The following is a 14,044-nucleotide window of genomic DNA, read 5'->3' as shown; positions in this document are numbered from 1 at the left end:
TTTTATTTTTAAAAATTTATTAAAATCGTTGAATTAATAATTTAACTTATTTATTTTATTTAATATCTTTAAAATCTTCCAATATTAAAGTATTTAACTCTTCAGCAGAAACATTATCCTGTGATGCTAATCTATTAGCTTGCTTAGTCAATACATTTTCAAATAAATTTCTCACATATCGCCCATTAGCAAAATTATCAGGCTTGTTATAATAAACTTCTTCAAGATGTGCTTTTAAAAACTCCCCTGCTTCATCATCAAGAACGAAGTGGGATTCATCACACATTACTTGAAATATTCCATATAATTCTTCAGGATTATAATCTTCAAAATGAATATACTTATTAAATCTAGATTCTAAACCTGGATTTGAATGTATGAATTCTTTCATTAAATCCGGATATCCGGCAACAATAACAACAAAACTGTTACGATTGTCCTCCATGAGTTTTAAAAGAGTATCAATTGCTTCCTGACCAAAGTCATTTGAACTTCCTTTAGAAGAAGATAAAGTATAAGCTTCATCAATAAATAATACTCCACCCATAGCTTCATGAACAACCTCTTTAACATTAATAGCAGTTTGACCAACATATGCTGCAACTAAACTGCCACGGTCAGTTTCAACCAGATGGCCTTTAGATAACAAGTCTAATTTATAATATATTTTAGAAAGCAATCTTGCAACTGTAGTTTTACCAGTTCCGGGATTGCCTGTGAAAACTAGATGATTGGACATTGGAGGTTGTTTCAATCCTTGTTTTTCACGCATTTGTCTAACTTGATATAAATTTATTAATGAATTCACGTCCTCTTTAACAGATTCTAAACCAACTAATTTATTTAGTTTTTCAAGAAGCTCTTCTAGAGTTTCATCATCTTCATCTTTAATAAAATCTTCATAAGTTAGTGTGCTTAATTTATCATTGGATACATTAGGATTTGATGATAATCTGGTGGCTTGTCTAGTTAACACATCTTCAAATAAATTTCTCACATATCTACCATTTCCAAAGTTATCGTCTCTGCGGTCATAAACTTTCACTAAATATGATTTTAGAAATTCGCTGGCTTTTTCATCTAAAACTAAATTAGATTCATCACACAATATCTGGAAGATATCATATAATTCATCAGGATTATAATCATCAAAATAAATACCTTTATTAAATCGGGATTCCAGTCCTGGATTGGTATTTAAAAATTTAGACATTAAATGAGGATATCCGGCTACTATGACTATTAAATCTTCACGGTTATCTTCCATAGCTTTTATTAGAGTATCAATAGCTTCTCGACCAAAGTCATTTGATCCTTCATCAGAATGCAAAGCATAAGCTTCATCAATAAATAATATTCCACCTTTCGCTTCATCTATAACAGCTTGTGTTTTAAGTGCTGTCTGACCAACAAATCCTGCAACCAAACCGCTCCGATCAGTTTCAACCAAATGACCTTTAGATAATAAACCCATTTTATTATAAATTTTACCTAATATTCTTGCTACAGTTGTTTTACCAGTACCGGGATTACCGGTAAATACTAGGTGTAATGACATTGGAGGTTGCTCCAATCCACGTTCTTCACGGATATTACGAATTTGAACAAGATTAATTAAAGAATTAACATCGTTTTTAACAGCTTCAAGGCCAACTAACTGATTTAATTCGTCAAGATAGTCATTAATTGTTTTATCTTCATCTGGAACATGCACTGTTGTTGAAGTGTTACCGCAACAACTTCCTTGATTTTGTTTGGCAAAATCAGGTTCATATCTGCCATTTTTATAATTCTCAAAGTTTTTATTTAAATTATCCATATAGGATTTTAATAAATCAGATTCTTCATCCGTTATTTTACCATCACAACGAATGAATAATTCTCCCAAAATATTGAATACAGTTTTTAAAAGTTTTGTTAACTCTCCATTTGCAAATTTAATCTCAGCATATAAATCTAAATCATGAGCCAAAATAAAAGAAGGAGGCAACATATCAATAAAATTATCAGTTAAATTTGATAAAAGATATTCAATTTGATTTTTATCAAAATTAACCTTTAAATATTCATTTATAAAATCAATTTCTTCTTGAGCAATATAATTATCACTCATAGCTAAAAAGGATAACCAATTACCCAAATCACTCATTAAAGCTAACTTCACTGTAAAATCATTGTTTTTCCATTCATTTACAATTTTGAGATTTGGATTTTGATTTCTATCAATATAATCTAGATAATCAAAAAGTTGTTTCAATAAATTTTTAAATTGTTTGTCATCGTCATCGTCCCATACAAATTCATCACATTTGGGACAATATACCTGTAATGGGGACCGTTTAACTCCACAGTGAGGACATGTCTTAGTTTCATCAAATGGAGTTTTTATTTTTTCATTTTTAATACGGTTTAGAGCAGATTTTGCACCAAGATTATTTGGATTATGTTTTAAACAGGTTTCTAAACATTCTATACATTTAGGGATATCTTTTAATTCATACAATGTCATGGCCTTAAAAAACCAGGTTCTATCATCCCGTGGATTAAGAGATGTACTTTTATCTAAACATTCCAATGATCTATAAAAATCCTCAACCAACTGATAGGTCCATCCTTTTACCATCCATGCATAAGCAGATTTTGGATTAATAAGTAATGCCATATTTATCTTCTTAAGTGCCTCAGCATAGTTTCTCATACTTAATAAACAAAAGCTGGAATGTGCTAATGCATCGACATGGCGGGGATCATTTTCTAATATTTGATTATAAGACATCAAAGCTTCAGCAAAATCTTGATTAGCTTCATATTTAATTCCTGTATAAAATAAATCACTATTATTCATTTTAACCCTTCTGACTCCAAATAAAATTAATCTGTCAATTAACTTCTTAAAATAATCCTTAAAAAAATTTTTTTATTGTTATTAATCTATGTTTAAGGATATTTAAAAATTTAACTTTTATTCGATTAGCATTAAAATGAATTTAACTATTCAAATTTTACTTTTGGAAATATTTGATGTATCAAATAATCAAAGGAATTAGATTATAACTATATATATTCAAATGAAGTTTTTAAAGCTAGTTAATACAATATAATAATTGAAACCAATTTTTATTATGAATTTTTTCATGAAATGAATAGTTATCAAATGGTCTCACCATTTCTTTAAATACCTTCCATAAAAGACATATTAATTACCCACGCTTGGGAGGTGTATATAACCATGATTCGTAAAAGCGACAGCAATTTATTAAATTGGATTTATAAGTATGTAGTTGACTTTACTCTTGAAAACGACAAGTCAGGTCTGACCTGGAACAGTACAAACAGGGAAGCATTGAGTTTCATGAACAGCATTCCCAAAAAAGAAAAAGTTCAAAAATATGGAATATATGCTGCCAAAAGTTATCTGTTAGCAGTGATTGAATTTGATGATGTTAAAGAGGGTTTGGAAAAAGGAGTGCTGTCTGAAAAGACCTGCAAGATGATTTACACATGGAACAGTGAAGTCGGACATGAAAACTGGGATATGGATGATGTAATGCATGCATTATATCCTGCATTCGGAAGGCACATAAGCAGGAACTACTTTTACGCTGCAATCAAGGAGTTAGTGGATCTTGGAGTCATTGAATGCATCAATCCCAAAGAAATACATGGCAGAAAGTATATGATAACCGAAAAGGGTGAAAGAGTGCTTGGACTGCTATGATATATAATTTAAATTGAAATAACATTAACACTCACCATCAGCTATTCAAAAATCACATCAAGAAACCATTGCATATATACTCCACTTCAAAAACCGAAACCAAAACCAGAACGCCAACCGTTAATGTCAGAACAGTTCCATTAAATCAAAAGTAAAATGATAACTATTGATTATATTAAACATATCTTAATGGAAACATGGGCTAAAAAATAATCCAAAATCATCACTGATGACTGGTCAAATATTACTTATCATTTGCTCTCGCACTTTCTTTATATATGTTTAAAACAAGATTAATTATTGCCACTTAAAAATATTTGGGTGGATAAATAATGGTGAGGCAGTTGAAGTATTATGGGGTGCTCGTTATTCAAACTCTTTTTTAAAAAAACTCCATAATCAATTCAACTAAATATATTAGGGCATTTAATTTCGGTTTTTTAAATTTCAATCATCAAACCTGTAAACTTATTTTCCATGAATTTTTTAATGATAATTTTATATAAAAGTAATAATAAAATATTATATTAATTATTATATACAGGTTGTAATAGCTATGGCCAATATAAATAATACATCATCCTACATGGATGAAACTAAAAAGCAGATTATCAAAGAGTCAAATTATACCTATAGAGATGCTCTTGAAGTCTCAGCTTTTCTCATTGAAACCGGAAGGTTCGAAAGATTCTACAAGGAAATGCAGATTGCAGACCTTCAAAAGGAACTTAAGGAAATGGATGAAAAGGAATAAGCTTCAAAAAATATATCTCCAGGATATGAACTCTTAAAAAAATTTACTTATTTTGTTTGTAAAAGCAGTAATACAATATTTTATTACTACTTTTATATTTTTTATATAATAAAATTTTATATATGTAACATAATAAATATATGTATTATGTTACTTGAAAAAACAAATATCAGCGCAAGAGTTGACATAACACTCAAAAAGATTGTCGAAGATTCAGCATTCACACATAAGGACGCATACGAACTCGGAGCAAAACTCATAGCTATGGGAAATGCCAAAAAGACAATGGCACTGATAAACACCAATCCGGAATTTGAAAGAATAATTAAACAGACAGAATACAGTTTAATCCAAACAAGAAAGGAAGAACTTGAAAGAGAACTGAGAGATTTATAGGGGGCCATCACCATGGGTTATGGAAATTCAGACATCATATACTTTTTAGAACAGCATGAACAGGAGATAATAAACTGCTGTAGAAAAGGAATGAGCAATAATGAAGTCAGAGAACTTCTAAAAACAAAATACGGCAGGGATGTTGCAGACATTACCTACAGAAAATTCAAAGCCAAACTGAACCTGACAAAAACAGATTTCATGGAAACGCTGCTGGATGAAATAATGGCCATGAAATCATCAAACGCTACAGATGAAAGTATCAGGAGATGGCTTGCAGAAGAACATGAATTTGAAGTAAGCAGAGCGACATTTTCAAGGTTCAAAAAGAAATATCGCATAACAGACAACGATAAAGACCCGAGAGCAAGAGACAGGGATGCGCTGACAAACAGAGCTATTGCCCAAAGGCAGATTACAGACAGTAACGTCTATGAAGACAACATTGATATGGCTATCGATAACATTCTTCAGCAGCAGGTCACAGACATCAAAACCGGCCTTGAAAACCTGGACAAGATAACAAAGAATGCTGTGAGTATTGAAATTGACTTTGCCAAACTTGATCAGGAAGTAAGATACCATGCAACTGAAAAGAGTCTTGCAAGATACCTGCTTGATCTGGCAGAACTGAAAATAAGATACCTTGAACTATCCGTTAAAGCATTTGATGCTAAAAACAAACTGTTCAAGGATGAAATGGACAGGCTGTTCCAGAACAGGGTACTTGAGCTGGAAGACAAGAAAATTGAAATGTCACAAAAGGACATCATGGAAGAAATAGAAATCCTTGCAAAACAGATTGATGATAATAATGTATGATGAAAACGGTAACTTCTATCTTGACGGAAAAGATAAAGCTATTCTTCAAAAGTGCGTATATGAAAACCCATATATACCTTTCAATCCTTTTCCAAAACAGGCGGAGATGATACTGGCAACAGAAAAGGAAGTCCTGATTGGAGGTGCGGCAGGAGGAAGCAAATCAACAAGTCTGTTAATGAGAGCTTTATTCTACGTTCAGGATGATGCCAATGAATATCATGCGTTAATCTTACGCCGTACATTATCTGATTTAAAAAGGAAAGGAGCATTGATTCACAAGGCCAGCCAATGGCTTAACAGAAAGGAGATTCAGAATAATCCTGCTATCAGGCCTAAGTGGGATGGTACTGAACATTCATGGACATTTCCAAACGGCAACTCATTAACATTTGGATACTTAAGAAACATCAATGACCTTGATACGTATCAGGGTTCTGAATATCAGTTCATAGGCATTGACGAGCTGACACAGCTTGAAAGATTCAAATATATCTATATGAGGTCAAGAGTAAGGAAAACTAAAAACAATAAATTACCAACACAGCTGATGTGCTCAAGTAATCCTGGTAAAAGAGGAAACAAATGGGTACGTGAAAGATTCATCGAAAAGATAGATGAAGATATACAGGACAAGTCACAGATAAGGTTTATAAGCTCAAGCTATATCGATAATATCTATCTGGACAGAAAGGACTATGAAGAATACCTAATGGGATTGGATAGAGTAACAAGAGAGCAGTTAATGAACGGTAACTGGTATGCTTCAGTTAAAGGACAGCTATTTGATGAGTCAGATTTCCACCTGATTTCTAATAGCGACTTTTTGAAAATTCCCATCATTCGCATCATAAGATACTGGGATCTTGCAGCAACCGAGGTACTAAATGATGATGCAATCAAAAAAAGTGATCCCGACTACACTGCAGGAGTACTCTTAGCTAAAGATTTAAACGGCAATATCTACATTCGGGATTCATATGAGTTTCAATTGGAATCCAGAAATCTAATTAATGAGATTATCAATACTGCGGTACGTGACAAGTCTGATGTACAGTATATCGAACTAGATGGTTCCACAGGAAAGAACTTCGGGCTGTTAATCATTGATGAGTTAAACAGAAGAGGATTCACAACCGGTACGGGAAACTCACGTGAAAACAAAGTCGACAGGGCCAGACGAGTATCGGCAGACATTCAACAGAATGGAATTTTTCTGGTTGGAAAGGATAGAACAGGGTTCACGAAAAAATGGGCTATGGAATTTCTTGAAAAAATTACAGCATATCCAAATGAAGCTATTCATGATGACTGTGTAGTGGCATTCACAGGAGGTTATGAAAAAATAGCTAATGAGAAACAGCCACAAAGGGTGGATGTGGATAGGTGGTATTCGACATGAAAAACTAAATTATAATTTGTATAATAATTTATTTATTCTCTTATTAACAGATTGTAATATGATAAAATAAAAAAACGGAGGATTTGGATTTTATGACTGATATAATATTTAACGACTGTGAATACCGTTATCTTGATGATAACGATAAATTGTCCTGTAAAAACAAACAAGGTTCAGACATTGGTTGTGATAACTGCCAGGAAAATATTCATTTAAACTGTGATAATTTCAATCCAAAAAAAGATTTCTGCTTAAAATTCTTTAGAGGCAACATTAGTGAGTTAAAAGAATGTCAGGAAAAAACAGTATTTAATGATACTGAATTAAGCCGTAAATGGTCAAATTAACTATTTGAGTTTAAAAATTATAAAAAAAGTAGTTGTGAAATAAATTCACAACTTATGTTTGTGTGCATGCATGTGTTTAATTCCATTTTTTGTATGAATTTCATCAAGGATTTTAATTCCTTCATGTGAGTGAGTATGTTCTCCATCATTGTGGAAATGGTAATGTGTATGTTCACTATTTTTCAAATCAACTTTTTTAATGGAATCATCGAAATGTCTGTCATATAAAAGAGCAGCATTCAATACAACCAAACAAGATCCTGCATTGTGAACAATAGCTCCAGTTACAGGATTTAAAAGACCTAAAACAGAACAGATAATTGCTAGTGCATTAATTGCCATTGATATTGTGATATTTGCTTTTATTGTAAACAATGTGGAGTTTGAGAGTTTTTTAAGATATGGGATTTTTCCAATGTCATCACCTAAAAGTGCAATATCTGCAGCTTCAATTGCAACATCACTTCCAATTGATCCCATTGCAACACTTACATCAGCTGCTTTAAGTGCAGGTGCGTCATTTACGCCATCTCCAATCATACAGACTTTTTTATCTTCTTTTTTAAGTTTTTCAATCCATGTGAGTTTTTCTTCAGGAAGCAGATTGCCGTAAACTTTTTTAATTCCAACTTGGCTTGCAAAGTAATTTGCAGTTTTTGTGTTATCTCCTGTAAGTAATATAGTCTCAACATTCAAATCATGGAGTCTTTCAATCATCTGTTTGGAATCTTCACGAATCACATCAGATAATCCGATTAATCCGATAACTTTACCGTTTAGTGCAACGAGTATTGAAGCTTTTCCTTCATTTTTTAATTTGTCCAACTGAGTATCCACATCTACGCAAATATTATTGTCAAGTAAGAATTTGGAGTTTCCGGCATATACATGACCGTAGGAATTTCTACATTCCACTCCTTTTCCAGGATACATTTTAAACTCTTCAGGTTCTTCAATATCAATATTGGATTCTTTTGCATTTTTTACAACTGCTCTTGCTAAAGGATGTTCACTTAGTTTTTCACAGGATGCAGTAATTTTAAGTAAATCCATATCTGTTAAATCCTCGCTAAGTGGGATAACATCACTTACTTCAAGATTTCCATAGGTTAAAGTTCCTGTTTTGTCGAATACTAAAGTATTTAAACTGCCTAATGTCTCAAGTGCTTCTCCGGATTTAATAAGAACTCCATATTTTGTTGCCTGACCAATAGCCGCCATAATTGCAGTCGGTGTTGCAAGTATAAGTGCACATGGACAAAATACTATTAAAACAGTAACTCCTCTTTCAATATTTCCTGTTATTAACCATGCAGCTATTGCAATTAACAATGCGACAGGAACAAGCCATGTTGCCCATTTATCAGCTATTCTTTGAGTAGGGGCCTGTTTTTCATCAGCTGCTTTTACAAGATCAATTAATTTTTGAAGTGAAGAATTCTCACCTAAACTGGTTGCTTTAATATCAATAGCACCATACAGATTAATAGTACCACAAAATACTTCATCACCGACTTCCTTATCAATTGGAAGTGATTCTCCAGTCATAATTGACTGATCAAGGGATGTTGTACCAGTTATAATTTCACCATCAACAGGTACACTTTCACCTGGAAGTATTCTTAAAATATCTCCGATTTTTATTTCATCTACCTGAATTACTTCTTCTTTGCCGTTAATTATTCTTCTTCCTGTTTGGGGAGTTAAATCAATCAGGTTTTTTAAACCTTTTTTAGCTCTCTCAACAGTCCAGTCTTCAAGAAGCGCTCCAAGTGCCATAATCCATGCAACTTCACCTGCAGCAAATACTTCACCTATTAAAAGTGATGCAATCATAGCTATTGCAATTAAAAGAGCAGATGAAATCCATTTTTCACGAATTAATCTGGTTGTTGCCAAAAGAAGCATTGGAATTCCACTTATTATTACAGTTGCCCATGCAGGGTTTAAGTAAAATGGAGTTTGGATATTAAAAATCATAAAAATAACTGCTATAAGAAGAAATACTCCTGAAACAATAGTCATTTTTAATCCAAATAGGTAATCTGTTATCTCATCAATCATTGTAAAACACCTTAAAGTATTACTTTTTTTGAATTTATTTAAATACTCAGTATTATTAATTATAATTTTGGAGTTGAAAGTATTTAAAAGTATTACTTTTTTTGAGTTTATTTAAATAGTGAGTATTATCAATATAATTTTTCTACCAAATTAGAAAATTTCTTAGAATTAGCAATTGTTATTAAGTTGTTAATACATAATATCTTATCAAGGTGAGGCATATGGAATTTTTAGAAGAGATTATAAATATGCTAAATAAATGCAATTTCGAAGATGTAATAACCAAAATCAGCAATTTTTTAGATGAAAATCCACATTACAAAACAATTGATTATTACCACTTCGCAAATCCTCTTGAAGAGCTAATGTTTAGCGAAAATTTGAAGATATAAACAAAGTTAATGTATTGGGCATGGATGTGCCATTAGAAGAAATCTATACGATTTATTCCATTGCATATCTAAATACTGGTAAACTTGACAAGGCAGAAAAGTATTTAAAAATAGCTAATCAGATTAATCCTGTTTCTGATTCAATTTTAATGAGATTGTGTGAGCTTTATCAAACTAAAAATGAGGAAGAAAAACTAAAAGATTTAACATGTGATATTTTTAAATATTCATATAATGTTGAAATATTAATATCCAATTATTTCAAGCTTGCAGATTACTTGTATCATACAAACAAAAACATTGAATTGTATAATCATTTATTCAACTTCTTTATGTTTTTAAAATCCGGAGAAGAACAAAAACCTGTTAGTGAGGATGTTGAATACTTTAAGAAGAATAATATTCAGCTTGGAGTTAATCCTGAAATAATTATGATGTTAATGTATCTGATGGATGTCTATAATGAACAGGACATGCCAAACAGCGTAGAATTTTTTAAAAACATTCTTGATGAACTTTCTGAGTTTACAAAGTATGTAAATCATTTATAGGTGGTTATTATGGATTATGTAGATGAAAATATTGGTATTGACAATTCCCGTTTGGAAGAAGTAATGGCAAAAGAAATAACTGGTGAGACTCAAAGGGAATTTTTTGAATTATTAAAAAAAGCACAATTGTTCATGCCGGTTTCATATTCTCCAAATATGTTTGAGGGAATGGAAGATGCAAAACCTGGTGATGTGTTTGAACCGGAAGGTCAGGTTGGATTTAATATTCAGTATTTAACTGCTGAGGACGGAACTAAAGCAGTACCATTGTTTACAAGTGATAAGGAAATGGAAAAATCAGGTATTAGAAGTTCTGCATATATTTTATTTATGAGTGACCTTGCAGCAATGTTGGGACAAACTGACAAATACGCAGAAGTAACAATCAATCCTTTTTCAGATCATAATATCTCTATTCCAATTGAAACTTTCATAAGAGTCTGTTATGAGCCAACTGATGAAGAAAAAGAGTTTATAGAATCTATAAATGCAATTTTAAAAATTTTAAAAGAACATTCTGCTGAACTTGAAGAAGATGTTGCGCTTGTATATAAGGATAGCGAAAACTTCATGGTTGAAAATGCTGTTGATGGGGTTTATGTTCCTCAAATTCCATTTAGGGCAAGTAGTAATCCTAAATATGGTGAAGATTTAAAATATACAAATATTTTACTCATGCCAAAATCCACAAAGATTCTTGTAACTGGTCAGGACGTTGATTTAGATATTATTATTGCTCCGGGCTCAGAATTTAATCTTGAAGAAGAACTGGACGAAGTTACTACAATCTGGAAATGTGGTGCTCAGCCGTTTTACGATGATTAATGCGTGATTTCATATATTAACTTTATTAATGTTAACAAACAAATTCTAATTTAGGCATACTTAAATTTTTAATATTAATGAAGTGATATTATGGATGATGTTTATGTAGAATTAGCGCAAATGTATGACAAATTCGGTATTAGTGACTTTTCTGTTTCATTTGGCGATTCAATGCTTAAATATTTTGATTGTATGTATCCTAATGAAACATTTAAGAAAAATTTGGATATCTGCTGTGGAACAGGAACATTATGCGGATTTTTTAAAGATAATGGTATCCAAACCAAAGGTGTTGACCTTTCAGCTGAAATGCTGGATGTTGCAAGGTCAAAATACTGTGATGTTGAATTTATAAAGTGCAATGCATCAGAATTTAATGATGGGGAAGTCTATGATTTTATAACATGTACTGATGATGCCCTAAATTATATAACTGATATTGAAGATGTAAAAAGAATAGTTAAGAATGCTAATATTTTATTAAGAGATGGTGGTTTATTTATTTTTGATATAAATAATTTTGATATCCTTACTCCTGGTGAATATAATAAAGATTCTTTTAATGGCTATTCAAAGCTATCTCTTGTTCAAAGCCGTGATAGTGATTTAATCAAAACTGATGTTAAATACTATGAACATGACAAGTTAATATGGCAAAAAAGCTTATTTGAAAGAGATTATTCAATATCCAAGTTAACTCAAATATTTAATAGGGAAGGTTTCGTACTGGATTCATGTTCACAGCATTTTTTGGATGAAAAAAGATCTGAAAAATGGAAACTAATTTTTAAGAAAGTTGAATAAAAACTTCCTTTCGGTTCTTACATTAAATTAATATTTATTAAAAATAAAAATATTAAATAATAGTATGAACCGAATTGAAGATATCCAAAAAAACCCTTTAAAGTCTGTTTTTTTATTGAGCATTCCAATAATTGTAATCTTATTTTTACATACTTTTTATAGTGTTGTTGATGCTATATGGATTGCAGGTTTAGGTCAAAGTGCTATAATCGCCGTTGGATATGTTCTTAATTTATATTATATTCTTCAAAAACTAGGTGAAGGAATTGGAAGATCATGTAATGTGATGATTTCAACTTCATTTGGTGCTAATGAGTATGACAGGGCAAATAACATTGCTTGTCACGGTTTATTTATTATTTTAATCTTAGCAGTTCTAATTCCAGTAATGTTTATATTACTTATTAAACCTGTTTGTAGTATGGCTCATATTGAACAATACACTAATTTAATAGCCAGTTATTTTTTAATTCCGGTTATTTTCATATTTTTTACATTACTAAGTAACTATTTCTCAGCTATTTTGGGAAGTGAAGGAGATACAAAAAGAGCATCATATATTGTAATGGCCGGAAGTATAGTAAATATCGTTCTAGATCCGATTTTAATTTATAAATGTAATTTTGGAATCTTTGGAGCAGGACTGGCAACAGCATTGGGATGTTTAGTTTCATTTCTATTGTTTTATTACTTGTACTATGTAAAAGCAGATGTTGTTGTTAAATTAAGCAGGCAAAACTTCACATATGATAGGTAAATTATAAAAGAAATTGTTAGAATTGCAGTTCCTTTAGTTTTAAACGGTTTAATAATTGCAATATTGGGTATTATGATTAATTATGCAATTTATTTATTTGCAAATCCAATGATTTCATTTGGATATGTTGTACTTCTTAGAATTCAAACATTGATGTTTACCCCAATCCAGGGAATTTCCCAGGGAATTTGTATTGTAACAGCACACCTCACCGGTGCTAAAAGGTTTAAAACACTTTCACAAACTCTTAAAAAACTAATAATTATTGTAATGCTTGTTACAGCTATTGTTGGTGTAATATATCTGTTTTCATGACTCTTTCAAAAACTTTGTTGATTTTCAAAATCCTTTTTGCGATTGTCATTCCAAATGAGGTCCCTGCGATAGATTCGTTTTAAAACGCCTCGTTTAGTCTTGAATGTTCGTTTTCTTGATTTTGGCATTGTTTTTTGAAATGCATTTTCAATTTTGTTACTTGTTTTTTCAACTCGTTTATCTTTTAAGTGATAAATGAAGCTTTTATATCGTGGAGTGATTGATTTTCTGATTATTTTATAAATAACTGGATGAAAATCGTCTTTTACGATAAATTAAAGATTGTACTTCATTTTTGAATTCATTATAATCATTTAAATCGAATAAATCTTTGATCATTTTCAGTTGTTTATGACATTCTTGATATTCTTCGTCAGAAATGCGATTTTTGTCTTTAAAAGTTTTTAATTGTTTGTTTAAACTTTTTTTCGTGTGAAAAATACATAATTGATGTTTAAAACCTAATTTTGGGATAATTGAGGCATATTTTTTATCTAATTCTGTTGTGATTGCAATTTTATTTTTATTTGCTGTAGATTCTCTTAAAAACTTTTCAACAGTCGTTTCATCTTCAGTATCGTAAATTGCATCGGCTACAATGCAATTTGATACGGAATCAAGCAATGTGTGACGATATTTCCATTCTTCGTTGATTTTTAGCCATTCTACATCAAAGACATAATAACCCGAGTAACGCCCTAAATCAAATTCTAAAAATGTTTTCATTAACAAAAAGCTAATTTTCAATTGTTTGATGTGAAACTGTGATTCCAAAGAATTTTTTTAAATGATTTACAAACATTTTTTAAGCTTCCCAGGTAATCTGAAATTAAATGTTCTGATTCACTTTTTAATTCATTCGTAAAATTGCTGTTTTTATCAACAAGACTTGTTAAA

Annotated in this window: 15 protein-coding genes; 12 read left to right on the top strand and 3 right to left on the bottom strand. The window is 31.1% G+C overall.

Going from position 1 to position 14,044, the window contains the following annotated elements; genetic code table 11:
- Window positions 1–55 precede the first annotated feature (55 nt).
- Window positions 56–2,845: an AAA family ATPase gene (locus MR875_00310; protein MCI6993296.1), complete on the bottom strand. Its 2,790-nt coding sequence runs from the start codon at window positions 2,843–2,845 to the stop codon at window positions 56–58.
- A gap of 384 nt (window positions 2,846–3,229) precedes the next feature.
- On the opposite strand from MR875_00310, the gene MR875_00305 reads away from it, so the two are divergent.
- The 6 genes from MR875_00305 to MR875_00280 all read left to right on the top strand — a co-directional run bounded on the left by MR875_00305 (window position 3,230) and on the right by MR875_00280 (window position 7,439).
- Window positions 3,230–3,718 carry a hypothetical protein gene (locus MR875_00305; protein ID MCI6993295.1) on the top strand — a complete coding sequence of 163 codons (489 nt, stop codon included), beginning with the start codon at window positions 3,230–3,232 and terminating at the stop codon, window positions 3,716–3,718.
- Window positions 3,719–4,274: 556 nt separating this feature from the next.
- A complete protein-coding gene (locus MR875_00300; GenBank protein MCI6993294.1) occupies window positions 4,275–4,472 on the top strand; it encodes a hypothetical protein in 198 nt (65 codons plus the stop codon).
- 147 nt (window positions 4,473–4,619) lie between these two features.
- Window positions 4,620–4,868 (top strand): hypothetical protein, encoded by a 249-nt coding sequence (locus tag MR875_00295; GenBank protein MCI6993293.1) that lies wholly within the window; start codon window positions 4,620–4,622, stop codon window positions 4,866–4,868.
- Window positions 4,869–4,880: 12 nt separating this feature from the next.
- Window positions 4,881–5,690 (top strand): hypothetical protein, encoded by an 810-nt coding sequence (locus tag MR875_00290; protein MCI6993292.1) that lies wholly within the window; start codon window positions 4,881–4,883, stop codon window positions 5,688–5,690.
- Window positions 5,683–7,092 carry a phage terminase large subunit gene (locus MR875_00285; GenBank protein ID MCI6993291.1) on the top strand — a complete coding sequence of 470 codons (1,410 nt, stop codon included), beginning with the start codon at window positions 5,683–5,685 and terminating at the stop codon, window positions 7,090–7,092. Before MR875_00290 ends, MR875_00285 begins: the two co-directional genes overlap by 8 nt.
- 92 nt (window positions 7,093–7,184) lie before the next feature.
- Window positions 7,185–7,439, top strand: a complete 255-nt coding sequence (locus tag MR875_00280; protein MCI6993290.1) for a hypothetical protein — start codon at window positions 7,185–7,187, stop codon at window positions 7,437–7,439.
- A 45-nt stretch (window positions 7,440–7,484) separates the two neighbouring features.
- Here MR875_00280 and MR875_00275 read toward each other — a convergent pair whose 3' ends face one another.
- On the bottom strand, window positions 7,485–9,503 hold the full coding sequence (locus MR875_00275; GenBank protein ID MCI6993289.1) for a cation-translocating P-type ATPase: 2,019 nt from the start codon (window positions 9,501–9,503) through the stop codon (window positions 7,485–7,487).
- Between the two features lie 221 nt (window positions 9,504–9,724).
- Between MR875_00275 and MR875_00270 the strand changes: the two genes are divergently transcribed.
- The 6 genes from MR875_00270 to MR875_00245 all read left to right on the top strand — a co-directional run bounded on the left by MR875_00270 (window position 9,725) and on the right by MR875_00245 (window position 13,147).
- The gene (locus MR875_00270; protein MCI6993288.1) at window positions 9,725–9,895 is read left to right on the top strand and encodes a hypothetical protein; all 171 of its coding nucleotides are present in this window, start codon (window positions 9,725–9,727) and stop codon (window positions 9,893–9,895) included.
- A gap of 20 nt (window positions 9,896–9,915) precedes the next feature.
- Complete coding sequence (locus MR875_00265) at window positions 9,916–10,446, top strand: hypothetical protein (GenBank protein ID MCI6993287.1); 531 nt, start codon at window positions 9,916–9,918, stop codon at window positions 10,444–10,446.
- Between the two features lie 9 nt (window positions 10,447–10,455).
- Complete coding sequence (locus tag MR875_00260; protein ID MCI6993286.1) at window positions 10,456–11,271, top strand: SseB family protein; 816 nt, start codon at window positions 10,456–10,458, stop codon at window positions 11,269–11,271.
- 90 nt (window positions 11,272–11,361) lie between these two features.
- Window positions 11,362–12,075, top strand: a complete 714-nt coding sequence (locus tag MR875_00255; GenBank protein ID MCI6993285.1) for a class I SAM-dependent methyltransferase — start codon at window positions 11,362–11,364, stop codon at window positions 12,073–12,075.
- 64 nt (window positions 12,076–12,139) lie between these two features.
- The gene (locus tag MR875_00250; protein MCI6993284.1) at window positions 12,140–12,832 is read left to right on the top strand and encodes an MATE family efflux transporter; all 693 of its coding nucleotides are present in this window, start codon (window positions 12,140–12,142) and stop codon (window positions 12,830–12,832) included.
- Between the two features lie 72 nt (window positions 12,833–12,904).
- On the top strand, window positions 12,905–13,147 hold the full coding sequence (locus tag MR875_00245; GenBank protein ID MCI6993283.1) for an MATE family efflux transporter: 243 nt from the start codon (window positions 12,905–12,907) through the stop codon (window positions 13,145–13,147).
- Window positions 13,148–13,384: 237 nt separating this feature from the next.
- Here MR875_00245 and MR875_00240 read toward each other — a convergent pair whose 3' ends face one another.
- Window positions 13,385–13,921 carry a hypothetical protein gene (locus MR875_00240; protein MCI6993282.1) on the bottom strand — a complete coding sequence of 179 codons (537 nt, stop codon included), beginning with the start codon at window positions 13,919–13,921 and terminating at the stop codon, window positions 13,385–13,387.
- Window positions 13,922–14,044: the final 123 nt, after the last annotated feature.

It is taken from the genome of Methanobrevibacter sp., from assembly GCA_022775905.1.
Lineage (GTDB): Archaea > Methanobacteriota > Methanobacteria > Methanobacteriales > Methanobacteriaceae > Methanocatella.
This window is presented reverse-complemented; position numbering and strand designations above follow the sequence as displayed.